This window comes from Flavobacterium sp. 1 (assembly GCF_002797935.1).
GTDB lineage: Bacteria > Bacteroidota > Bacteroidia > Flavobacteriales > Flavobacteriaceae > Flavobacterium.
Genome location: NZ_PGER01000001.1, coordinates 1,740,861 through 1,763,761, shown reverse-complemented (window position 1 = coordinate 1,763,761; position 22,901 = coordinate 1,740,861). Strand labels below are relative to the sequence as shown.

Sequence of the window (22,901 nt, the reverse complement as noted above, 5' to 3'; positions counted from 1 at the left end):
CGAATAGACGAAGTAATCTGCGGTGAAAATATTTATGTTCAATGGTCTTGTTTTTAAAATTCCCCATTCGAACCGCCACCGCTAAATCCGCCACCGCCAAATTCCATTGGAGATTCCTCAACTTTTACTTCGGGTTTAATACCAAATTGTGAAGCGGTCACAAGAACTTGAAGATTAGCAAAAGCATTTGGATCTGTAAAACGATCGGCTTTGAAAGTGATTCCGGTTTCGTTGTGTTTTGTTTTTTTTATGGCAAAATAGGTAAAAGCAAACAGAACCAATCCGCCAATAGTCAAAGCCACTTCCGGCGGCAAGACATGATGATACATTCTGAAAGTAAAAAAACTGAAGCAAAGGGCTAGAAATCCAATCCACAGCATAATTCGGTCTTTGTTTTTCAAAGAAAAAACCAGATAAACTACAGGAATTATAAATGTAAAAACCCAAAAGAACAGTGCAAAAGGAATTTCGGGACTTACGCCACTGTAGAAATAATCTTCGGATAGATTGAAATTTAGTTCTCTCACCACATAATAATTTCCCGCAAGATAGAATACAATTAAGCAGAAGCCTTTGGCTAATTTCAGTCCATTATAATAATAGGGAGAAGTTAGATTTTGGATCTTTTTTTTAGAAATAAAATAACCAGCTCCAGAAAACAGCAGCATTACAAAAGGCAAGATGGTTTTCCCGATTATGAGATAATCAAATATAAGATATGCTACAGTTCCAGTTATTCCTATACACGCAAGCAGTGCCAAAGAGAGATTGAGATAGCGCAGATAAGCAATACTTGATACAGCTGCCATTACAATAATAACCGCCAAATAGTTAGGATCATAGTTTTGTTCAAACGTAAGTCCAACGGCAATTAGTAAAGATAAAATTCCTCCTAAAATAAAAGCATCGTCCAATCCAAAACCAAAATATTTCATTTCTCGGGACATATACTCTTTGAACCCAAAACCTATTATGGCAAAGAGATAGATAAAAAATAGGTATCCATTGTCCATACCGCCAATTCCTATAAGTGATATAAAACCACAAATTGAGGAATACAGCATACAGCCCAAAATAAAGAAACCAATCCGGATAAAGAGATTATTTTGACTTTTTAGTCTCGGTAATTGAGAACTCAGCCCTTTGTATTGTTCTGGACTAATGAATCCAGATTCTTTCAAGCGATTCGCTTCTTCGTCTGTATAAACGTTGTCTAAAAGTGTTTTATCGTATGCTGTCATCGGAAGTTTTTTTGTTGAAATGTTTAATCAGTTTTATAAATCCAATTATGATACCAATGAAATAAAACGGTGTTGTAAAAATAAAGATGGAGAAAAAATCATCAAAATGAATAGAATCTAAGATCCTTACAAAAAAGATATTCATTCCAATAAAACCATATAGAACCGTGAAAATAAATAGAGAAATAGACCTGATTTGGAAACTTAAATTATAAAAATAATAAGTTGCAATTCCTAATACCAAACCAAATGGAAACCAGTAATCATCACATAAATTAACCATGCAGGCAATGCCGACCAGATGCAGTGAAAAAGTAAGGTAGACCAGATTGAAATGTTTTTTTAAATTAATTTTGCTGGCATATAAAGCCCAAAGTAACAAAGTAAGCCCAAAAGCCAATCCAATATAGCTTAAGGTTCTGTTATTAAACATTTCGTTCTCAAAATAATGTTTTGGATCTACCGAAAGTCCCAAATAAGCTGCCATTCCTGTGATTCCAATCGACAGCACGCTTTTATTATCAAAATAATAGGCACAAAAAAGACTGATAATGGTAGGAACCAAAGTAGCTAATCCATAATGTGTTCCAAAAGTCTGGTATTGAAACTGCAGATATCCCACAAACGTACAGCTCAATATAACGGCGGTAAGCACCAAATAATCATATAATGGATTGGGAAATGGAGCTTCTTCCTTTTTAAAACCATCATGATTTTTAAAACAAAAATAAAAACTGATTAATGTAACTAACAACAATAATCCAAGCAGAACCGAATGTCCAATAGTATCTATATTTTGATAAATCAGAATTCCAATACCCGAAGTAAACAACAGCATTGACAGGTATAATAAGAACTTTAATTCGTTATGAACCGAAAATAAATTCAAGCCACGATACGCTTGAATGGCTTCCAATTGTTCCTCAGTAATGTGATTTTGTTCAAAAAGAGTTTGTGCAGCCTGTTCTTCTAAATTCGCCATATTTTACAGTTAAGATATTTCTCAAATATATAGAATTTTTATTACTAATTGGAACGTAGTATTTATTAAAAATTAAGTAATATCCTTTTTTAGAAGCAGAAAGATTAGGCATTTTTGGTTAGATGATTCCTGCCATCCGTTTTAATCTTATGGGTCTAACCCCGACCCACAAGGATTTCCACTTCTGTCAGGGCTAAAAGGAAATATTTTGCTTTTTTGCCATCATTCAAAAAAGCAAGATTTAACTATAACCAACGGTTTCAACTGTTGGAGATTAAAATAATTGAGTTCAGACCATTATCTAAAAAGAAAAAGACATTAGGATTCGAATACTAATGTCTTTTTAATTAAGCATTTTTATGATTTGGCTTAATAAGCGTTTTTCATTTTAGCCTTTATTTCTTCTAAACAAAGGTTGTTTATACTTCCTTCATGTGTATGTTTGGTTTCTTTTGGAGATTGATAAACACCTGCTTCCAATTGTTCAGCAACAGCTTTATACGCATCTCTAAACGGCATTCCTGCAACAACCATTTCGTTTAAAGTATCAACCGTAAAAAGGTAATCATATTTTTTATCTGTAAGAATATTATCTTTTACCTTAATGTCTTTAATAGAAAAAATAGCAATATCCAAACACGCTTTCAAGTTTTGAATTGCAGGGAACAAACCTTCTTTTAATAACTGAAAATCCCTGTGGTAACCGCTTGGCAAATTATTGGTAATTAAAGTAATTTCATAAGGCAAGGCTTGAATTTTGTTGCATTTTCCGCGGATTAACTCAAAAACATCTGGGTTTTTCTTGTGTGGCATAATGCTCGAACCAGTCGTTAAATGTGAAGGCAAACCGATAAAATCAAAATTTTGGCTCATATACAAACAAACGTCCATTGAGAATTTTGCCAAAGTTGCAGCAACGCTGCTCATTGCAAAAGCCATTGTTTTTTCCGACTTTCCACGGCTCATTTGTGCCGCAACCGAATTGTATTTCAACGTTTCAAAACCTAGTTCTTTGGTAGTAAAAGTTCTGTTGATAGGGAAGGAGCTTCCGTAACCCGCTGCCGATCCTAATGGATTTTGATCGACAATTTTCAAAGCTGCGTTAAGCATGGTGATGTCGTCAATCAGAGTTTCGGCATAGGCAGAAAACCACATTCCGAAAGAAGACGGCATTGCAATCTGCAAATGCGTGTAGCCTGGCAATAATACGTTTTGATGTTTCTCTGCCGATTCCATCATTAAATCAAAAAGCGTTTTTACCTGCTCTTTTAATTCTTTGACAGCATCTTTAAGGTATAAATTTACATCGACCAAAACTTGATCGTTACGGGAACGGGCGGTGTGGATTTTTTTTCCGGCATCACCAAGTTTTACCGTCAGTAAATATTCAATTTTGGAATGTACGTCTTCAAAACTGTCTTCGATTTCGAAATTCCCGTTTGCAATGTCTTTTATGATTTCGTTCAAAGTCAAAACTAGAGATTCGGTTTCATCATTGGTCAATAGTCCAATCTGCCCTAACATTTTGGCGTGTGCGATAGAGCCTAAAGCATCGTATTTGGCTAAAACCAAATCAAGTTCTCTGTCGTTTCCAACGGTGAAATGTTCTATTTGTTTATCTGTTGGTATTCCTTTTTCCCAAAGTTTCATAAGCGTATTTTTTGTGTATCGTATTGTCGTAGGAACAAGTCGCGACTTGTCTGTACTAATTAATTTTGAAAAAGTCAGTCAATATTTTAATGTACAATTGGATTCCTTCTTCTATTTCGTTTACATATATAAATTCGTCAGCCGAGTGTGACCGCAGGGATTCTCCTGGCCCCAGTTTCAAGGATTGACAGTTCAGAACCGATTGATCCGAAAGGGTAGGAGAACCATAAGTGGTGCGTCCAAGAGCGATACCCGCTTGTACCAATCCATGTGTAACGGGAATTGATGAGGCATTCAGGTGCATCGAGCGAGGAGTAACTTCGGCTTTTACATTGGCTCTTACAGTTTCTAAAATTTCGGTATTGTTGTAACAATCGGTCACTCGAATATCGACAACCAAATGACATTCGGCCGGAACTACGTTGTGTTGTTTTCCAGCTGTTACTTGGGTCACAGTCATTTTTACAGGGCCTAAAACCTCAGATATTTTTTCAAATTGAAAGGTTTTGAACCAATCAATCACAGGCATTGCATTATAAATAGGATTGTCAGGATTGTTGTGTGCGGCGTGACTGGCAGTCCCTTTTACAACAACATCCAATACTAATAACCCTTTTTCGGCTACCGCCAATTGCATTAATGTAGGTTCGCCAACGATAGCGCATTCTAATTCCGGCAAATGTTTTAAAACACTGTTTAATCCATTTTTTCCGCTGCTTTCTTCTTCTGCGGAAGCTACGATTACGATATTGTATGGCAGATTTTCATTTGCATAAAAATTTGTGAACGTTGCGATTAACGAAACCAAGCAACCGCCAGCATCATTGCTTCCAAGACCAAATAGTTTTCCGTCTTTTACAATTGCTTCAAACGGATCGTTGGTATAGCCTTGATTAGGTTTTACGGTATCGTGATGGGAGTTGAGTAATAAAGTAGGTTTGGATTTGTCAAAATGTTTATTGAAAGCCCAAATGTTATTATTTTCCCTTTCGAAAGGAATGTTATTTTGAGTAAACCAATTTTCGATTAAAAGAGCCGTCTGACCTTCTTCACTTGAAAAGGAAGGAGTCTGTATCAGCGATTTTAATAACGATATGGCTTCTTGTGTTAGGGATTCTATGTTTTTCATATATTTTCCAGAGACCTAACAGGTTTTTAAAACCAGTTAGGTTTGTTAGTGTCTTTTTATAATTCTATGCTAGTATGAACAACTCCAGTGTTTTGCAACATTCTGTGGTGTCCAATTTTTATTTTCTGAACGCCTTTGGACAAGCTGTTGAAACAGTTGTCTAATTTAGGAATCATCCCGGAATGTATTGCTTTTTCGGCTTTTAATTTGGTGTATAATTCATGATTTATTTGTTCGATTACTGAACTGTCATCCTCCGCATCATACAAAACACCTGGTTTTTCGAAGCAATAGGTCAGGGTAACTTCAAATACTTCGGATAATGCGATGGCCAATTCGCTGGCAATCGTATCGGCGTTAGTATTCAATAATTGCCCTTGGCCATCATGTGTGATAGCACAAAAAACGGGTGTTATTCCGCTTTTCAATAATGTTTCCAGTAAAGGCGTATTTACTTTTTGAACATCTCCCACAAAACCATAATCAATCGTTGGATGATTTCTTTTTGATGACAGAATCAAATTACCGTCGGCACCTGAAAATCCAATTGCATTGGTATTATGAGCCTGCAACTGAGCTACAACATTTTTGTTGATTTCACCCGCATAAATCATCACTACCACATCAAGCATCGGGGCATCGGTGATGCGTCGTCCGTCAATCATTTGAGGAACCAATCCAATACTTTGCGCCATTTTGGTCGCCGATTTTCCGCCACCGTGAATGAGTACTTTATAGCCTTCAATTTTTGAAAAATCAGTAAGGAACTGTTTTAATTCTGTTGGATTGTCGATGATGTTACCGCCAATTTTTATGATAGATAATTTTGTCATTTTACAATTTTAAAAGTCTATACTCTTTATTCTATTATCTATTTGTCTGATTTTTTCAAAATTTTCTGCAAAACTAATTGAGCTGAATAAGTTCTGTTATTCGCCTGCTGAATTACAATCGAATTTTCGCTGTCAATCACTTCGTCTGTTACTATTACGTTACGTCTTACCGGCAGGCAATGCATGAATTTGGCATTGTTGGTCAGTTTCATTTTATCGGCTGTAATTGTCCAATTTGGATCAGAATTTGTGATTTTACCGTATTCTTTATAATTGCTCCAGTTTTTGGCATAGATAAAATCGGCGTTTTCAAAAGCTTTGTCCTGATCGTATTCGATTTTAGAATCTTTCGTAATTTCAGGATTTAATTCGTAGCCTTCCGGATGGGTAATCACAAAATCCATTTCGGTTTGTAATTGCATCATTTCTACGAATGAATTCGGGACTGCTTGGGGTAAAGCTCTCGGGTGCGGTGCCCACGACAGAACCACTTTTGGTCTGTGTTTGGTTTTGTTTTCTTCCATTGTGATGGCATCAGCCAAAGATTGCAATGGATGTCCTGTTGCACTTTCCATATTTAGAATTGGCACAGTTGCATATTTCAGGAAACCGTTCATTACAGTTTCGGCATTGTCTTTTTCTTTGTCAACCAAACCTGCAAAAGCTCTGATGGCAATAATATCGCAGTACTGCGAAACTACTTCGGCTGCTTCTTTGATGTGTTCAGAAGCGCCTTGGTTCATGATGGTTCCATCTTCGAATTCGAGAGTCCAGCCTTCGCTTCCAAAGTTCATTACCATTACATTCATTCCTAAATTTATGGCAGCTTTTTGGGTACTCAAACGCGTTCTTAAACTGGAATTGAAAAATAACATTACCAAGGTTTTGTTTTTTCCTAATTTCTTATTCTTAAGCGGATTTTTTTTAATTTTCAACGCTTCTTTTATCCATTTTTGGATTGAGTCTATTTCCTTTATTGAAGTGTAGTTCATGATATTTTTCTTTAGTTTATTCGTTAATTTGTTTAATCGATTAACCGAATTAACGATTAACCAGATAAACATTTTTAAACAATCTTTGTAAAAGCAATTTCGTTATTCAAAGCCTTCACCATAAAATTATCTTCGAGTCCGTTTACGATCCATGTTTCGATGTTTGCTTCTTTGGCAATGGCAGCCGAATCAATTTTAGACTGCATACCGCCTGTGCCGTGAGACGATTTTTTATCACCAATTTCCTTTTGCAACAGCGATAAATCGGTTACCAGTTCTATTGTTTCTGGGACTTCATCATTTATTGACGATTTAGTATAAATTCCGTTGGTATTGGTCGCAATAATCAGAATATCAACGTTTAATAAAACAGCGGTTAATGCAGCTAATTTATCATTATCTCCAAATTTGATCTCATCTGTGGCAACTGTGTCATTTTCATTGATAATCGGAATATAATTGTTTTTGACCAATACATTGATGGTGTTTACAATGTTGACTTTGGATTGTTGTTTTTCAAAATCAGAGTAGGATAGAAGGCATTGAGAAATATGCAATCCCAAATCACTGAAATTTTCATGATAAATCCGCATCAAATGAGGCTGTCCAATAGATGCCAAGGCTTGTTTTACAAAAACATCTTTGTCGTTATTGTCTAGTTTTACAAATTGTTTGGCTGCAGCAATCGCTCCAGAGCTAACAATGATGAACTCATATTTATCCTGCAGGGCAGCTATCTGCATACCAATATCTTCAATCTTTCCTCTCGAAATGTGATTGGTTTCTTTGGTTAAGGTGTTGCTGCCTAACTTTAGTAATATTCTCTTTTTACCTGATTTGTTCATTTTTTTGTTTTTAAAGCTAACAAAAGCCAGTAATCAAAATTATGTAATCTTTTAAAATTATGGTTAACCTATATTGCCTCCAATTCTATTGTATATGTTTAACGGATTCCAATTCCTTTGTTTTCCTAATCTCATTCTTTTCGCAGTCTTAAACTCTTTATATCCGTATTTATAAAGAAAATCAATTGCATGAATGTTATCTTTTGGAAAACAGGCATTATCATGATCCCTAAATCTCATTTTCATCAGTTGAATTCCTGCTTCTTCACTTGTAGCCAGAATTAAACCTTCTCCAAAAGTAGGCAGATAAAACCCTTCTATAACTGTTTTATTTTGATAAACAAAACCATCTTTAAGGTGTCTTTCTAGATGAAACATTCTGTCCTCTCCGCTTGTCAATTTGTCAATGGCAGCAATTGCTGTTTTGTGATCGGGGTGAAATGGCAGAATGTTGCCAGAAATTCTCCAAGATTCCTTTGCTTTTATATCTTTAAAAAAGAGATATTCTGTTTCTGTTTCAAAACCCGCTTTTGTGTAAACTGGAGCTCCAAGATCAGTTGCAATCAGGTAAATAGTATCACATTTTTTTGCTTGTGAATCTTTTACCAAAGATTGAGTGATTAACTGCCCAATTCCCTGATTTCTATTTTCTGAATGAACAATGATGTGTGCTAGCCAAGCGACATCGCTATGGATTACAGTAGTTCCAATTCCAACTATTTTAGTGTCATCATTAATTCGAATAGATGAACAAAAATCAGTATTTGTTGTATAAAATTCATGGGCAGGCAAAATAGTGCCCCAACCAGAAGGCTGTAACTCATCTAGTAAACTAACATCACTATTATTTAAGGCTTCTATTGTCATTATTAACTAATATTGGCAAAACATTTTACGGTACTCTAAAATCAAAAATCGTTAATCAAAAATCTTTTAACGAATCTGTCCATCGCCATATACATACCATTTATTGGTCACCAAATGCTGTAATCCAATTGGCCCGCGTTGGTGTAATTTATCAGTACTGATGGCTAATTCTCCGCCAAGACCAAATTGCCCTCCATCGGTAAAACGAGTTGAAGCATTATGATATACCGATGAAGCATCCACATTTTCCATAAATTCTTGTGCCAAAGCTTCGCTCTTAGTAATAATAGAAGCGGAGTGACCGCCGCAATATTTATTGATTTTGGCAATCGCTTCCTGATTGGAATTGATGGTTCCAATCACGATTTTATAATCTAAAAATTCTTCGTACCAAATCAAATCATTTTCAATAGCTTTAACTCCAGTCGCTTTTGCGAAAGCATCATCTCCTAAAATCGTAACTTTAAATTTCTTTAATTCGGTAACCAATTGTTTTGCAAATACTTCCCAATTTGGCAGATTAGTGTCAATTAATACTTTGTCTAAAGCATTGCAAACCGAAATATTGGATGTTTTTCCGTTAATGATAATCGCCATTGCTTTTTCTAAATCGGCATCGGCATTTACGTATACAAAGTTGTTTCCGCGGCCGCTTACTATAACAGGGCAGGTAGCATGTTTTTTGGTGAACTCAATTAATTTTTCGCCACCGCGCGGTACAATCAAATCGACTTTTTGTGTTGGTTTTTCAAGGAATTCCTGAGTTTGAACTCTATCATAATTCAAATATTCAACCCAATCAGTTGATACATCATTACTTTCTAAAGCTTGATGCCAAAGGCTCACAATTTTTTGATTCGAAAGCAATGATTCTTTTCCGCCTTTCAAAAGGATTTTATTCCCCGATTTAAAAGCGATTCCTCCCGCTTCCACAGTTACGTCTGGACGAGATTCGTATATGATTAAAATAGTTCCAAAAGCGGCAGTTTTGTTGCTGATTTTCATTCCATTTTCATGGGTGAAAGTAAAACGAACCTGACCTACAGGATCCTCCTGACTGGCTAATTGCTGCAACGAAAGAATCATTGCGTCAACTTTAGTATTATCTACAAGCAAACGTTTTTCCATTGCCAAATCTTCACCTGAATAATTGGCTAAATCCTGTTGATTGATACTTTTTAACGCCTCTCTTTCTTGCTCTAATAAAACAGCCATTGTGGTCAAAACAGCATTTCTTTTTTCGATTGGAAGTATTGTATTCATAATTTTTGGTTAGTTAGTTTTTGGGCGTGTCCTCGTTGTATAACGTTTGTTTTATTTCATGAACATTAAATCACAACGAGGTCGGGCTATTCGTTCCCGCTTTTTTTATTTTCAATTGCCACGGGTTTAAACCCGTGGCAATTGAAAATAAAAAAGAGCTCCACTGCTATCCCCTCACGCAGCCATACTATTTCAATTCAGCCAGCGATTCTTTTAGAGCAATGATAAAAGCATCAATTGCAGCAGTAGTAATCGTTAACGGAGGAAGAATTCTCAATAAGTTTTTATTGTTGGCTCCGCCTGTAAAAATGTATTTTTCAATAATCAGTTTTTTTCTTAAAGCACTAACATCAAAATCAAATTCAACGCCAAGCATCAATCCTTTTCCTTTCACTTTCGTGATTTCAGGAATAACTTTGATTGCCTCAAAAAAGTATTCTGATACCTTATTTGTATTCTCAATTAGTTTTTGATTTTCGATTACATCCAAAACCGCGATTCCTGCCGCACAAGCCAAATGACTTCCGCCAAAAGTAGTTCCTAATAAACCATGGCTAGCTTTGAATTTAGGAGAAATTAGAACTCCGCCAATTGGGAAACCGTTCCCCATTCCTTTTGCCGTAGTTATAATGTCGGCATTTATTCCGTGGTGTTGAAAAGCGAAAAACTTACCGCTTCTTCCATAACCTGACTGCACTTCGTCCAAAATCAAAACCGCTTCGTATTGTTTGCAAAGTTTCTCCAATCCTTGGAAAAATTCTGTTGTTCCTTGATCTAAACCACCAACTCCTTGAATTCCTTCAATAATTACAGAGCAAACATCCCCTTTTTTCAATTCTGCTTCTACCAAATCAATTTGGTTCAAAGGCAAAAATGTAACCACTTGTTGCGCATTGATTGGAGCAACAATTTTTTTGTTGTCCGTAACGGCAACAGCTGCAGAAGTTCTTCCGTGGAATGAATTATCAAAAGCAATTACTCTTGATTTATTCGTATGAAAAGAAGCTACTTTCAAAGCATTTTCATTGGCTTCAGCACCAGAACTGCAAAGGAATAGGTTGAAATCTGTCAAACCAGACATTTTGCCTAGTTTTTCCGCTAATTCTACTTGTAATGGATTCTGAATCGCATTCGAATAAAAATTCAAATTATCCAATTGTGCTTTTACTTTCGCAACATAATCAGGATGCGTATGTCCTATTGAAATTACTCCGTGACCAGAGTATAAATCTAAATATTCAATTCCTTTATCATCTGTAATTGTGCAGTCTAATGCTTTTACAGGAGTAATAGGGTATAATGGGTAAACGTCAAATAAGTTCATTGTTTTTAGTTTTTGGTTGATTGTTGATGGTTATTGGTTAAGTTGATGGAAACACCAACTTAACCAATAACCATCAACCATCAACTTTATTGTTAAAATCCGCTTGGTTTCAAATGCAATCCTGTAGTTTCTTCCAATCCAAACATTAAATTCATGTTTTGGATGGCTTGTCCCGAGGCACCTTTGACTAAATTATCGATTACCGAAGTAATCAAAATCCGGTTTCCTTTTTTCATTAAACTAATAATGCATTTATTTGTCTGAACCACCTGTTTCATATTGATAGCTGTTGTGGTAACGGTTACGAAAGGCTGGTTTTTATAGAATGCTTCGTATTTTGCTACAAGATCCTCCAAGCTTTCGTTGCAAGTGGTGTATAATGTTGCAAAAATACCTCTTGGAAAATCCCCTCTGTTCGGAATGAAAAGCAATTCATTTGTAAAATCATCCTGCAATTGGTGCAGACTTTCTGAAATTTCTCCCAAATGTTGATGTTCAAAAGCTTTATAATGTGACATATTGTTGTTTCTCCAGCTGAAATGTGAAGTCTCTGAAAGTCCAACTCCAGCTCCGGTACTTCCGGTTGTGGCGTTGATATGCACATCGCTGTTCAATAATTTGGCTTCCGCCAATGGCAATAAAGCCAATTGAATCGCAGTAGCAAAACAACCAGGATTAGCAATGAATTGAGCATTTTTAATCGCAGTTTTATTCAATTCAGGTAAGCCGTAAATGAATTTTTTTCCGTCAAAAACTTCGTCTTTGTGCAATCTGAAATCATTTCCTAAATCGATGATTTTGGTATGGCTTGCAAATTGATTTTCGGTCAAAAAGGTTTTTGATTTTCCATGTCCTAAACACAAGAAAATTACATTTACATTAGGATTTACGGTATCGGTAAAATTCATTTCGATATCGCCCAACAAATCGTGATGAGCCACCGAAAGAGGTTTGCCGGCGTTTGTTGTACTATACACAAAATCTAATTTTGCATTAGGATGAAACATCAATATTCTGATGAGTTCTCCCGCAGTATAACCTGAACCGCCTATTATTCCAACATTAATCATAATTTTTAATTTTAAGATTTTTTGTCTTACAAAAGAATCTATTAAAACATTTTTTTTGTTTTGGACCATTAAGAAATTAAGCTGAATGCTACTTAATCTCTTAATAGTTTAAAATTTTTGAAGAAACTTGTTGGTAATAGATTATTCGTAAGTTTCGTTGTTTACAGATGAAAATATGTTTTGGGCATTACCCAAAATTTTGATAAATCCTTTCGCATCGTCAGACGTCCAAGCATTGTTCATTTCTCCATATTGACCAAAACCAGTATTCATCAAATCATTTTTGGACTCAATTCCGTCCAATGAAAAGTGGTATGGTTTCAAAGAAACGGTTACAGTTCCGTTTACCGTTTTTTGAGTGTCTTCAAGGAAAGTTTCGATGTTGCGCATTACCGGATCCAAAAACTGCCCTTCGTGGAATAGCATTCCGTACCAGTTTCCAAGCTGTTCTTTCCAGTATTGCTGCCATTTTCCAAGAGTGTGTTTCTCCAGCAAATGGTGTGCTTTGATAATGATTAATGGAGCAGCAGCTTCAAAACCAACTCTTCCTTTAATTCCGATAATCGTATCACCAACGTGAATATCTCTACCAATTGCGTAAGCATTGGCTAATTTTTCTAAAACTACAATGTTATTCGAAGGTTTGTCAGCTACACTATTTACGGCAACCAATTCTCCTTTTTTGAATTCCAAAGTCACTTTCTCTTCACCAGTTTTTTGCAATTGCGATGGATACGCTTCGCTAGGCAGTGGCTGGCTAGAAGTCAAAGTTTCTTTTCCTCCAACGCTTGTTCCCCAAAGTCCTTTATTGATAGAATATTGTGCTTTTTCCCAAGAATAGTGAACGCCGTTTTTTGCTAAATAATCAACTTCTTCTTGTCTTGAAAGTTTTAAGTCTCTGATAGGAGTAATGATTTCAATTTCGGGAGCAATGGTTTGGAAAATTAAATCAAAACGAATTTGGTCGTTTCCGGCACCGGTACTTCCGTGAGCGATAGCAGTTGCACCAACAGATTTAGCATATTTTATGGCTTCAATAGCTTGAAAAACACGTTCAGCACTTACTGATAATGGGTAGGTATTGTTTTTTAACACATTTCCATAAATCAAATATTTAATCGCTTTATCATAATATTTATCTAGGATGGTAAGGCTTGCGTGTTTTGCGCTTCCTAATTCGTAAGCTCTGTCTTCAATAGCTTTTAGTTCGGCATCGTCAAAACCACCTGTGTTGATCAATACGGTATGAACTTCATACCCTTTTTCATTTTTCAAATATTTAAGACAGTATGATGTGTCCAATCCTCCGCTATATGCTAAAACTACTTTTTTCATGTTATTATGGTTTTTCCTCCCCCCAGCCCCCTCCGAAGGAGGGGGAGACTGTGTGGCAAATGTTATTTATTTTATTATTTATTTTTTCTTCCTCTTAACTCCCTCCCTTTCGGGGAGGGTTGGGAAGGGGATTACTTTTTTAAGAAAAGCGCTTGTTTAATTTCTTTCAGGCGATTCCAAATCCTTACATTGAAAGGGTGTTTGGGTGGATCTTTTGGTTTTTCGGCCGGATCATAAAGCATCCCCGTACACAAACACATTTTATAATCTTTGCTTTTCAGGATTTCAAAGTTGGTGCAGGTCTGGCATCCTTTCCAAAAACTAGGATCGTTTGTAAGTTCTGAAAACGGAACCGGTTTGTAGCCTAAATCCGAATTGATTTTCATTACAGCAAGACCTGTGGTGATTCCGAATACTTTCGCATCTGGGTATTTTTTTAACGAATAGTCAAACACAAACGATTTTATTTGTTTGGCAAGTCCCAAATTTCTGTAATCTGGATGTACAATTAAACCAGAGTGAGCAACAAACTGCCCGTGCTGCCAACTTTCGATATAGCAAAAACCGGCAAAGATTCCGTTGTTAAGCGCAATTACAGCATCGCCTTTTTCCATCTTTTTTTGGATGTATTCTGGCGTTCTTTTGGCAATTCCAGTACCTCTCAACAGGGCAGACGATTCTATCGTATCGCATATTTCCTGCGCATACTTATAATGTTCTTCCTGAGTTACTACAATAGAAATGTTCATTTCAAGAGTTATGTTTTAGGTTAAAAAATGTGCTGTAACAGAGTTTGGAATGCTCATTTTTTGCGATGTCAAATATAGAACAAAAGCAAGAAATAACAATCCAAATAATTGAATTACAGATAGATAAAATTTGTTTGGTAACTTTTTTAGGATGTATTAATCCAAATAAAAATGGAAATAATTTCAAAACGATAAAATAAGAAATGAATAAATATAATGTGGTTACACTATGGAAGCTATAGTTATAGCATCCGTACTTCGGGAGAAGTCCTAGGTGTAATTATCCGAGAGATAAATGTTATATATGTTTCTATTTTTTTCATTGGCGCAAAATTACATCTTTTTTTTAAACCAAATGCTAAATTTTTTGTAAAAGTCAAATTTTTAACAAATCAAGCCATTTTTGTAATAAAAAAGAAAATTACAATTTAAAAAGCGGTTTTGCAGGCTGTAATTTTTCTTTTTTCGCAAGGAAGAAAGTGGATTGAAATTTGGCTTTTCAAAATTATCTGGGCGTGTCATACATCACAGTTTAAGGAAAAATAAGAGATTCTTTAGACTAAAAACGTCTAAGAAATAAAAGGTCCTTTTTGAAATTTGTAAGGGATATTAGGTATATTTGGGAAAGTGTATAAGAAGAAACAAATTATCTAACTGCTAAAAAAAAAATGAAAAAAATGCTTGAAACAGAAAATGGAAAGTTTATAAAAGATAAGGGGAAAGAGCATCTTGATAAACCATTTTTAGATGAATTAAAACATAAAGTTTGGTCAACGAAGGGAGCAAGATTTAATGCTGACTCTCGAAATAGAACAATTTCCAAATATTCTAATTTAGGTTTAAGTTTTTTATCTGCATATTTAATAGTATTTGGGTTTTTGTCGGTTTACAATCTATATAATTTAAAAGTATATAATCCGAACTTAATTGCATTTACAATAACAACGCTTTCAATTTTTTTATTAATATTTTCAATATTTGAAAACTCACAGAATTATTTGGTTAAAGCAAAAAGTTTTCACGATTGCGCATTAGATTTAGCAGATATTTATAATGAAATACAAACTTATAAATCTTATGAAGTGAATGCAACGGAAAAGGAAAGAATGGAATTTAGTACACAACTTCAGATTAAATATCAAAATGTATTAAGAAAATATGAAAATCATGAACGTATTGATAATAAAAAATTTAGACTTGATTACCCAGATTATTATCCAAATACTAAGTTTAACACAATTATTGTTAAATTACAATATTTCTTCCAGACAAAATTTATATATATCCTGTTAATGGTAATGCCAGCAATAATGTTAGTTATGATTATATCTAAATAAAAAACATCTCTTTAGTTTAAATTATAGGTTATAAATTGAAAAAGATAAAAAATAAAAACACTTAAAACTGAACTTATAGTTATTGCAATACTTTGGTTAAGTATAATTACTTCTTTATATTTTAATTATAAATTCGATTTCTTTTTTATTTTGGCTATCATTGGGCTTTCTGTTTCGACTGTAACTTATAAAAAACAGTATGAAATTAGTTTGTCTGTTTTATTCTTCCTGTTGCTATTTTCGGTGTTTAATATTGCCAAATTTAGCTTGGCTTTTGGATTAAATTTTGGTGTAATAAGTATTCCTTCATTTTTGATATTTATTGTAATATGCTACAAAAGAAGAAATGAATTATTGAATTTAAAAACGAAATGGTTTGCTGAAAATAATGAAAAAATAGAAAACCAAAAAGACAGTAGGGTTGAGTTTTTTAAAAAGCAGTTCAGAATTATCGATAGAAAATTTGGAAAGTAAATTAAGAAATGAAAAATTGACAGATGAAGCTCAAAAAGCCATTTCCGAATTGCTAGAATCTAAAAATTGATTTCAGAAATTAAAATATATCCTTATGATTTTACTTTGGTACGTGTACTAAAAGGAAATATTGATGTTGCTGCTTTGAAAATGTCTGTAGAAAAAGAAATATTGGCCGCTTCCAAAACAAATCTAAGTCTTGAGGCTTTCACGTACAATGATTCTACCGTGATTTATCATTATATGGACAGCATCAGGAAAATTTATTCATAGTTACATTAACTCCGGAAATGTATTGATTAATTTTCGAACTATCATTAATTTTAATAAACACTTTGATAGTTGCTTTTTCCAAATTAAAATAATTACAAGACTATTTATCAACTATATCGTTTGATAATTTTTAACATCTATTTTTAGATAAAATTAATCCTCCAAATATGATAAATGTCAATATTTGCGAGATTTCATGACCTTAAATTTGTTACTTCATAGACAAGGACAAGTTCGCCTAAACTTTTTGACAGCTTAGATTTGTCGCAATTTAGGAAACTATCATGATTAAAAAAGGACTGCTTTATCTGTTATTTATAAGCGCATTTTCTGCTTGTAACCACACTGAAAACATCAATTTATCCCCGCTTCAAAAACTCGAAGAAGGAAACAGCCGATTTGCTTCGGGAAAACCCATGCATCCCGATGAAACTTTAGAAAGATTGCGGGAACTCAAAAAAGGACAGCATCCGTTTGCCGTTGTTGTGAGCTGTTCGGATTCCAGAGTGCCGGCCGAACTTGTTTTTGACCAAGGCCTAGGTGATATTTTTTCTATAAGAACCGCCGGAAATGTTATTGGTGATTACGAATTGGGGAGTTTGGAATATGCTGTTGAACATCTGGAATGCAAATTAATTGTTGTAATGGGACACAAAAGCTGTGGAGCCATAAAAGCATTTATTGATTCAAAAGGACATTATGATCACGAGGACCACATTAAAAATATAATGAATTACATCGAAAGTGAAAACGAAGAAAAAAATCTGTCGGGTGTCGATAAATTGTCTGTTGATAAAGCCATAGACGCCAATATTGCTCATGGGGTTGCTTTCTTGAAAACAGCTGGACCAATTTTGAAAGAGCGTTTTGACCACAATAAAATTACGATTATTGGTGCTTTGTATGATATTGAGTCGGGTAAAGTAACTTTTAAAAATATACAATAGCTAATAATGAAAAATTATTTTATTTACTGGATGCTTGTTTTGATGCCTGTTTTTTCTTTTGGGCAAAATGAAATCTCGAAAGAAAATGTTACGGCAACTCCTTTGATTCCAACTTCGAAAGCTTCTTTGTTAAAAGACGTTGATGTTATCTTTAATACCCGTTTGGCATTTGATAATTACTTTGTGGATAATGAACATGTGAATTCCCTTTTTTCGGTAAATCAATTCCGATTTGAGGTGAAAGGAAAAATTCACGATAAAGTTTTTTTTAGATTCCGAAACCGATATACCAAAATTGCCGATCCCAACACGATCGACAATGCCAGCCGTACGGTTGATATGGCTTATTTGACAATTGATGTGGCTCCGCAAACGAAATTGTCTTTTGGGAAAATGATAGGGGATTGGGGAGGTTATGAACTTTTGACGAATCCTATTGAAATCTTATCGTATAATACCATAAACAATTATGGCGAAAATTTTATGGCAGGAGCTTCACTTTCGTATGCATTAACAGATCATAAGAACAAGTTTAATTTTCAGGTGCTGAATTCTCGAACCAAAACGTTTCAGGATCAATTTGGCACTGCTGCCCCTCCGGGGATTACCGCTGCAGAAACGCCTTTGGCAGCCGTTGGCAATTGGAAAGGCAGTTTTTTTGGCGGAAAAATGGAAACGACCTACAGCTACGGTTATTTTATGGATGCCGAAAATGCCAGCCGAAATTTGATTTCACTGGGAAACAAGTATAAAAACAATAAGCTGGCGGTGTATTATGATTTTCAGTACAGCAAAGAGGATTTGGATCAAAAATGTGTGGTTTCAAATATCATCAAAACCAAGTATGCGTATGCGGCAGAGAATGTCTCTTATGTAGAAAATTGGATTAGAGCGGAATATCAAATTCGCCCAAAATTGAATCTTTTGCTTACGCTGATGAGTGATAACGCTTATTGGAATGGTAACCCAGATCCAAATAAAAGCTGTCATTTATTGACTTCCTACGGTATTATTCCTACTGTTGAGTATTCGCCTTTTGCCGACTTTAATATGAAGTTTTATGCGGGTTATATTGCCAAAAGGAACAATTATTCAGACTACGCCCAAAAGAATTTTGGAGCAGTGAATGGGACAACCGGTCAGCTTAGTTTTGGTATAATTGCACCATTGATGATTTTGTGATTAAATAAAATTTCAAAACAAATGGTAAAATCAAGAATGGTTAGCTAATAAGCTTATTTGATGATTTTACCATTTGTTTTTTATTCTATACATCGGATGTTATTCATGAAATAAGTTTCGGGCTGATATGTTTTTCCATCAAGTTCAGCTGTGAATTCTTTTTTGAATATATAATCTTCTGTATCCGTCAGGTATTTTATCCGCATTAAAATTACAGGAGATTTTTTCAGTTCTTCGTAGTTGTCTTTTGTAAACAGAAATGTTCCTGATTTTACCCTGTTGTCAAAACCTTTGTCGTCACGAATTAATGATCCACAGCTTAGTTGGTCAATATGTATAAGTGTTACGATTTTGCCATTTTGCAATTGCAGGTAGATTTTTGAATTTTTATCAAAACAATTTGCTTCTACAAAATCTTTACTTTTTTGAATAAATTGCAGTGTGAATGTAGGTAATCCGTCAGTTAATGCAAATGATCCAAAAATGTAATTAGAATTTCCTCCAAAGACTTTTTCATGCAGTAAATATTCTTTTGTGGATTTGTATGTGCCAATAGAATCGGTAATATTTGTTGCGTATTCACAAGGTCTTTGAGCGAAAATAGAAAGACTTAAAAAGCAGAATGCCAGAACCAGTATGTATTTCATTTTTATTTTATTTTGTTGCAAATTAAAACAATTTTACTGTTATTTTCGTCAGTTGTAAAAAAACAATATAAATTCCCGCCTTCTTTTATTTTCCATTTTTTTCGGATAGCTTCTACCGAATCTGTAAAATTTCGGGTAGTGATATTTGCTTTCTGGTTCTCCAGATAGTTTTTCATTTCATTTTTGTTATACGGAATGCATTTTTCTATTTCAAAAATTCTGCCGGGAAATGGTATTAATTCATCGGAAGTATAAAGATGTGAGTGTTTTTGCAGTTTATCTAATTTGTAAAACAGTCCAACTTCGTCAAAACCTCCGGATTTCATGATGGCACTATTGGGCTCGTATAAATATTTTTTTGGCAGGCTAAAGCTTGGCTGTAACTGATTTTCATCTAAGTTAAATTCAAAACTCTCGGTTTTTTCTTTAGCCAGATTTACTGTTTTAATGGCAATAACCCCATTATAATCTCTTTTTAATTCCCAAAGAAGCTCTTTTACTTCGTTGTCAACTGCAATTATATGTATTGTTTTAATATGGTTTAATTCATTGATTCCTGCAGAAATGTCAAGTATTGGTGCTGTCTTTATTAAAATTGAATTAGTTTTTTCAAAATAAAAATCCAGATTTTCGGGAACATTCGGCAGGCAGTCTTTCAGCATAAACACTTTGCCTTTAGTGTCATTTCTTCTTGAAGGGTCAATGTATATCCAATCCCATTTTGTGTCTAATTTTGACAATGTTTCATTACTGTCGCCAGCGTAGCAAGTGATATTGCTATTGTTTAATTGATTGAAGTTATGCCGTACAATTTTAGACAGTTCTGTATTGATTTCGCAATGCACTATGTTTTTTATTCTTTTAGAAAAATAGTAATCATCAATGCCAAAACCTCCAGTCAAATCAATTAAATTTTCGCCCGAAACAATCGATGATTTGTGTAATGCTGTCATTTCGGAAGAAGTCTGCTCTACCGAAATTTTACTTGGATAAATAATATTTGGAGTTGAAAACCAAGTTGGCAGTTTGTCTTTTGCTTTTGATTTTGCTGCGATTTGATTTAAAATTGAAATCCATTCGACTGTTGGGAACGGATTTTTTTGGAGTGCCAATTTTGAAACAGAAACTCCAATATTTAAATTTATAAATTCCTGTATTTTAGGATTTAAAAGGTCTAAGTTCAATTTATATGTTTTTTGTTATGTTTTGTATAAACTCATTGTCAGGGAAAAATTCTTTGCAGATTACTTTCAAAATGGTGTATAGCGGGACTGCTATGATCATTCCTAAAATCCCAAATGAGAAACCCGCAATCAATATAACCAGAAATATTTCGAGCGGATGGGAACTTACGCTTTTAGAAAAAATAATAGGCTGCGAAAAATTATTGTCAATTAACTGCACTACCCAAAAGCCTATTAATACATAAATTGTTGTAGGCAAAATTTCGGATTGAAAATCGGAACCTAAATTACTTAGCATTGTCAAAACCGCAGCAAATACTGAAGCAATTAGCGGACCTAAATAAGGGATGATATTTAAAACAGCGCACAAAAAAGCAATTACCAAAGCATTTGGTATTCCAAAAATAAAAAGAACTATGGCATATAATATAAAAACAATAAATAGCTGTATCAATAATCCAATGAAATAGCGGGAAAGCAATAGGTTTATTTTTTCGACAGAGTTTAATATTTTTTCTTCGTGCGAATCGGGAATTAATAATTTTGCTCCTTCCAAAATAATTGATCTGTCTTTGAGAAAGAAAAACGTAATGAATAAAACTGAACCAAATCCCATTCCAAAATCGCTGATTGTTCCTAAAACCGAATTTAAAAAATTAGGCACAGTATTAAAATTAATGAAAGATTTAAAGCTGTTAGGATTAAATACCTTTGCAGAATCGATATGATGCTCTTCAAGAAAAGTGTTTATTTTTTGAATAAGTTCTAAGCTGTTTCTTTCTATTTCAGTTGTGTTTAAAAGAGATAAATTTTGCCCCTGCGAAATTATCAAAGGAATAAACATCATTATAAAACCAAATATCATTAAAAAGTAAATAGATAAAACCGTTATTGTAGCTAGTGTATGCTTGAATTTTAGCTTTTCTTTCAAAAAGTTTAAAATTGGAGAGCCAATTAGAGTCAGTATCAATGAAACCAAAAGATAAATTAATATATTCTGAATTTGATATAGAAAATAAAGTACTAATGCAGCTAAAATTAAAACGGCAACAGCTCTTACGATACCATTTGCAATAATTTTGGATGTAATCATATAGTTCTATTTAGTTATATGTCTGAGTGTGATTTCATTTGAAGCAAAATAGTTGTTTTTTTGATGAAATCCGTAATTTTTGAACTACTCAGGTTATAAAGATAAAAAAACTCGCTAACAAGTAGCGAGTTCTTATAAATAATAGCAAATTAATTTAAAGCCTGAAAGATGCTCTTGAACCACCAGACAAGAAAATGGCAGATATTCTACTTTTTTGACCTGCTGAGAACATATACATTGCATTGTCATCAGTGTAATCCATATAATTCATTGTCATTTCTACAGGAGTACCAGAACAAGTGCTGTAGTGTGGATAAGTTGGTGAACCAAAATTTTTATCGTTGTGTGTAGGCGTGTCTGATACCAAATCACTACCGCAAGTAGCGTCCCCCCATATGTGTCTTAAATTCATCCAGTGTCCCACCTCGTGAGTAGCAGTTCTTCCTAGATTGAATGGCGCATTTGCCGATCCAGATAATCCAAAAAATCTAGAATCAATAGCAACTCCATCAGTAGCCGAAGCCCCTCCAGGAAATTGTGCATATCCAAGAATATCACTTCCAATAGTACAAACCCACATATTTAGTTTTGTAGTTGGAGAGATTGGCGCAAGACCGCCTGTGCTTGTTTTTTTCATTGCATCATTTGTTCCCCATGAAGTTTTTGTAGTTGATTTTCTCACTACTTGGTCCAGTACAAATGTAATCCCTACACTGGCTTTAACTCCTGCAAATAAAGCTGGTACAGAGTTGTAGTCAGAATTTAAAGCATTATAATCTTTATTCAAAACATCAATTTGAGATTGAATTTGTGTAGCAGAAATATTTTCAGCAGCAGTTCTGTATAAAACATTGACAACAACTGGAATTTCAATTTTCCCGTTTACTAAACGTTTTGTTAATATTGCATTCTGAGTAAAAGCTTCAATTTGATTCATTCTAATGGCTAATGTTGGGTCTGCTTTTAATTGAGCTTCCAAAACATCTTGTGAGGCACATTTTCGCTGTGTAACAGCATTTGTTTCATTTGCAGTTTCATTTTGATCGTTTTGACAAGAAAACAATAAAAGTACAGCCGTTGCTGATAAAATTAATTTTTTCATAAGTGTTGGGTTTTTGTTATAAATATGTTTATTTGGTTAATTATTTTACAATTTTATAACAATAATGCACGAATAACAAATTTCAGCAGCATATATTTAGGTTTTTTTTAAGAAAGTATTGCTTTTACTGGGTTTAAAAATGGTTATTTAGGTGTAATTACGTAGGTTTTTTTTTAATAAAAATATACTTTATGGCTTTTGATTAAATTAAAACGAATAATAAAAGTAATTTTATACTTGTTAAATTTTGTTCTAAAAAACAAAAATGCTATGACTTTATTTTTAATGAATTGATAATCTAACTCGGGAGTAATTTTTTCAACATAAAAAAATAGATTTTTGGATGTTAAAAAAAAACAGATATTTGCGCTTTTAAAAATTG

At 34.1% G+C, this 22,901-nt stretch carries 22 protein-coding genes; 5 read left to right on the top strand and 17 right to left on the bottom strand.

The window, feature by feature from the left end; all coding sequences use genetic code 11:
- Positions 1 to 53: 53 nt before the first annotated feature.
- The 13 genes from CLU83_RS07105 to CLU83_RS07045 form a co-directional block, all read right to left on the bottom strand.
- Positions 54 to 1,241: a hypothetical protein gene (locus tag CLU83_RS07105; protein WP_100430962.1), complete on the bottom strand. Its 1,188-nt coding sequence runs from the start codon at positions 1,239 to 1,241 to the stop codon at positions 54 to 56.
- Positions 1,225 to 2,223, bottom strand: a complete 999-nt coding sequence (locus CLU83_RS07100; protein WP_100430961.1) for a DUF2157 domain-containing protein — start codon at positions 2,221 to 2,223, stop codon at positions 1,225 to 1,227. The genes CLU83_RS07105 and CLU83_RS07100 overlap by 17 nt, the downstream gene beginning before the upstream one ends.
- A gap of 369 nt (positions 2,224 to 2,592) precedes the next feature.
- The gene (argH, locus tag CLU83_RS07095) at positions 2,593 to 3,873 is read right to left on the bottom strand and encodes an argininosuccinate lyase (RefSeq protein ID WP_100430960.1); all 1,281 of its coding nucleotides are present in this window, start codon (positions 3,871 to 3,873) and stop codon (positions 2,593 to 2,595) included.
- Positions 3,874 to 3,928: 55 nt separating this feature from the next.
- Entirely contained in the window at positions 3,929 to 5,002 is a 1,074-nt protein-coding gene (locus tag CLU83_RS07090) for a M20 family metallo-hydrolase (protein WP_100430959.1), read from the bottom strand.
- A gap of 56 nt (positions 5,003 to 5,058) precedes the next feature.
- Entirely contained in the window at positions 5,059 to 5,835 is a 777-nt protein-coding gene (gene argB, locus CLU83_RS07085) for an acetylglutamate kinase (protein WP_100430958.1), read from the bottom strand.
- A 38-nt stretch (positions 5,836 to 5,873) separates the two neighbouring features.
- On the bottom strand, positions 5,874 to 6,827 hold the full coding sequence (locus CLU83_RS07080) for an N-acetylornithine carbamoyltransferase (protein WP_100433651.1): 954 nt from the start codon (positions 6,825 to 6,827) through the stop codon (positions 5,874 to 5,876).
- A 74-nt stretch (positions 6,828 to 6,901) separates the two neighbouring features.
- Positions 6,902 to 7,672, bottom strand: a complete 771-nt coding sequence (proB, locus tag CLU83_RS07075) for a glutamate 5-kinase (protein ID WP_100430957.1) — start codon at positions 7,670 to 7,672, stop codon at positions 6,902 to 6,904.
- A gap of 63 nt (positions 7,673 to 7,735) precedes the next feature.
- Complete coding sequence (locus CLU83_RS07070) at positions 7,736 to 8,539, bottom strand: GNAT family N-acetyltransferase (RefSeq protein ID WP_100430956.1); 804 nt, start codon at positions 8,537 to 8,539, stop codon at positions 7,736 to 7,738.
- 66 nt (positions 8,540 to 8,605) lie between these two features.
- The gene (locus CLU83_RS07065; RefSeq protein WP_100430955.1) at positions 8,606 to 9,802 is read right to left on the bottom strand and encodes a glutamate-5-semialdehyde dehydrogenase; all 1,197 of its coding nucleotides are present in this window, start codon (positions 9,800 to 9,802) and stop codon (positions 8,606 to 8,608) included.
- 187 nt (positions 9,803 to 9,989) lie between these two features.
- Entirely contained in the window at positions 9,990 to 11,126 is a 1,137-nt protein-coding gene (locus CLU83_RS07060) for an aspartate aminotransferase family protein (RefSeq protein WP_100430954.1), read from the bottom strand.
- A 92-nt stretch (positions 11,127 to 11,218) separates the two neighbouring features.
- Entirely contained in the window at positions 11,219 to 12,196 is a 978-nt protein-coding gene (gene argC, locus CLU83_RS07055) for an N-acetyl-gamma-glutamyl-phosphate reductase (protein ID WP_100433650.1), read from the bottom strand.
- Between the two features lie 141 nt (positions 12,197 to 12,337).
- Positions 12,338 to 13,531 (bottom strand): argininosuccinate synthase, encoded by a 1,194-nt coding sequence (locus CLU83_RS07050; protein ID WP_100430953.1) that lies wholly within the window; start codon positions 13,529 to 13,531, stop codon positions 12,338 to 12,340.
- A 131-nt stretch (positions 13,532 to 13,662) separates the two neighbouring features.
- Complete coding sequence (locus CLU83_RS07045; protein WP_100430952.1) at positions 13,663 to 14,280, bottom strand: GNAT family N-acetyltransferase; 618 nt, start codon at positions 14,278 to 14,280, stop codon at positions 13,663 to 13,665.
- Between the two features lie 668 nt (positions 14,281 to 14,948).
- On the opposite strand from CLU83_RS07045, the gene CLU83_RS07035 reads away from it, so the two are divergent.
- The 5 genes from CLU83_RS07035 (at position 14,949) to CLU83_RS07015 (ending at position 18,493) form a co-directional block, all read left to right on the top strand.
- Entirely contained in the window at positions 14,949 to 15,617 is a 669-nt protein-coding gene (locus tag CLU83_RS07035; protein WP_100430950.1) for an SLATT domain-containing protein, read from the top strand.
- A gap of 421 nt (positions 15,618 to 16,038) precedes the next feature.
- Positions 16,039 to 16,161: a hypothetical protein gene (locus CLU83_RS22660; protein WP_255410940.1), complete on the top strand. Its 123-nt coding sequence runs from the start codon at positions 16,039 to 16,041 to the stop codon at positions 16,159 to 16,161.
- Complete coding sequence (locus CLU83_RS07025) at positions 16,158 to 16,364, top strand: hypothetical protein (protein WP_100430948.1); 207 nt, start codon at positions 16,158 to 16,160, stop codon at positions 16,362 to 16,364. The genes CLU83_RS22660 and CLU83_RS07025 overlap by 4 nt, the downstream gene beginning before the upstream one ends.
- Before the next feature lie 284 nt (positions 16,365 to 16,648).
- The gene (locus CLU83_RS07020; protein WP_100430947.1) at positions 16,649 to 17,311 is read left to right on the top strand and encodes a carbonic anhydrase; all 663 of its coding nucleotides are present in this window, start codon (positions 16,649 to 16,651) and stop codon (positions 17,309 to 17,311) included.
- Between the two features lie 6 nt (positions 17,312 to 17,317).
- Entirely contained in the window at positions 17,318 to 18,493 is a 1,176-nt protein-coding gene (locus CLU83_RS07015) for a porin (RefSeq protein ID WP_100430946.1), read from the top strand.
- 80 nt (positions 18,494 to 18,573) lie between these two features.
- Here CLU83_RS07015 and CLU83_RS07010 read toward each other — a convergent pair whose 3' ends face one another.
- The 4 genes from CLU83_RS07010 to CLU83_RS06995 form a co-directional block, all read right to left on the bottom strand.
- Positions 18,574 to 19,140, bottom strand: a complete 567-nt coding sequence (locus tag CLU83_RS07010; RefSeq protein WP_100430945.1) for a hypothetical protein — start codon at positions 19,138 to 19,140, stop codon at positions 18,574 to 18,576.
- A gap of 2 nt (positions 19,141 to 19,142) precedes the next feature.
- Positions 19,143 to 20,324 carry an SAM-dependent methyltransferase gene (locus CLU83_RS07005; protein ID WP_100430944.1) on the bottom strand — a complete coding sequence of 394 codons (1,182 nt, stop codon included), beginning with the start codon at positions 20,322 to 20,324 and terminating at the stop codon, positions 19,143 to 19,145.
- Between the two features lies 1 nt (position 20,325).
- Complete coding sequence (locus CLU83_RS07000; RefSeq protein ID WP_100430943.1) at positions 20,326 to 21,417, bottom strand: AI-2E family transporter; 1,092 nt, start codon at positions 21,415 to 21,417, stop codon at positions 20,326 to 20,328.
- Between the two features lie 154 nt (positions 21,418 to 21,571).
- On the bottom strand, positions 21,572 to 22,519 hold the full coding sequence (locus CLU83_RS06995; RefSeq protein ID WP_100430942.1) for a zinc metalloprotease: 948 nt from the start codon (positions 22,517 to 22,519) through the stop codon (positions 21,572 to 21,574).
- Positions 22,520 to 22,901 lie beyond the last annotated feature (382 nt).

Excerpts from the sequence above, each read along its gene's own strand:
- CLU83_RS07105 (WP_100430962.1), bottom strand. The coding sequence starts at position 1,241 with ATGACAGCATACGATAAAACACTTTTAGACAACGTTTATACAGACGAA.
- CLU83_RS07100 (WP_100430961.1), bottom strand. The coding sequence starts at position 2,223 with ATGGCGAATTTAGAAGAACAGGCTGCACAAACTCTTTTTGAACAAAAT.
- argH (WP_100430960.1), bottom strand. The coding sequence starts at position 3,873 with ATGAAACTTTGGGAAAAAGGAATACCAACAGATAAACAAATAGAACAT.
- CLU83_RS07090 (WP_100430959.1), bottom strand. The coding sequence starts at position 5,002 with ATGAAAAACATAGAATCCCTAACACAAGAAGCCATATCGTTATTAAAA.
- argB (WP_100430958.1), bottom strand. The coding sequence starts at position 5,835 with ATGACAAAATTATCTATCATAAAAATTGGCGGTAACATCATCGACAAT.
- CLU83_RS07080 (WP_100433651.1), bottom strand. The coding sequence starts at position 6,827 with ATGAACTACACTTCAATAAAGGAAATAGACTCAATCCAAAAATGGATA.
- proB (WP_100430957.1), bottom strand. The coding sequence starts at position 7,672 with ATGAACAAATCAGGTAAAAAGAGAATATTACTAAAGTTAGGCAGCAAC.
- CLU83_RS07070 (WP_100430956.1), bottom strand. The coding sequence starts at position 8,539 with ATGACAATAGAAGCCTTAAATAATAGTGATGTTAGTTTACTAGATGAG.
- CLU83_RS07065 (WP_100430955.1), bottom strand. The coding sequence starts at position 9,802 with ATGAATACAATACTTCCAATCGAAAAAAGAAATGCTGTTTTGACCACA.
- CLU83_RS07060 (WP_100430954.1), bottom strand. The coding sequence starts at position 11,126 with ATGAACTTATTTGACGTTTACCCATTATACCCTATTACTCCTGTAAAA.
- argC (WP_100433650.1), bottom strand. The coding sequence starts at position 12,196 with ATGATTAATGTTGGAATAATAGGCGGTTCAGGTTATACTGCGGGAGAA.
- CLU83_RS07050 (WP_100430953.1), bottom strand. The coding sequence starts at position 13,531 with ATGAAAAAAGTAGTTTTAGCATATAGCGGAGGATTGGACACATCATAC.
- CLU83_RS07045 (WP_100430952.1), bottom strand. The coding sequence starts at position 14,280 with ATGAACATTTCTATTGTAGTAACTCAGGAAGAACATTATAAGTATGCG.
- CLU83_RS07035 (WP_100430950.1), top strand. The coding sequence starts at position 14,949 with ATGAAAAAAATGCTTGAAACAGAAAATGGAAAGTTTATAAAAGATAAG.
- CLU83_RS07020 (WP_100430947.1), top strand. The coding sequence starts at position 16,649 with ATGATTAAAAAAGGACTGCTTTATCTGTTATTTATAAGCGCATTTTCT.
- CLU83_RS07015 (WP_100430946.1), top strand. The coding sequence starts at position 17,318 with ATGAAAAATTATTTTATTTACTGGATGCTTGTTTTGATGCCTGTTTTT.
- CLU83_RS07010 (WP_100430945.1), bottom strand. The coding sequence starts at position 19,140 with ATGAAATACATACTGGTTCTGGCATTCTGCTTTTTAAGTCTTTCTATT.
- CLU83_RS07000 (WP_100430943.1), bottom strand. The coding sequence starts at position 21,417 with ATGATTACATCCAAAATTATTGCAAATGGTATCGTAAGAGCTGTTGCC.
- CLU83_RS06995 (WP_100430942.1), bottom strand. The coding sequence starts at position 22,519 with ATGAAAAAATTAATTTTATCAGCAACGGCTGTACTTTTATTGTTTTCT.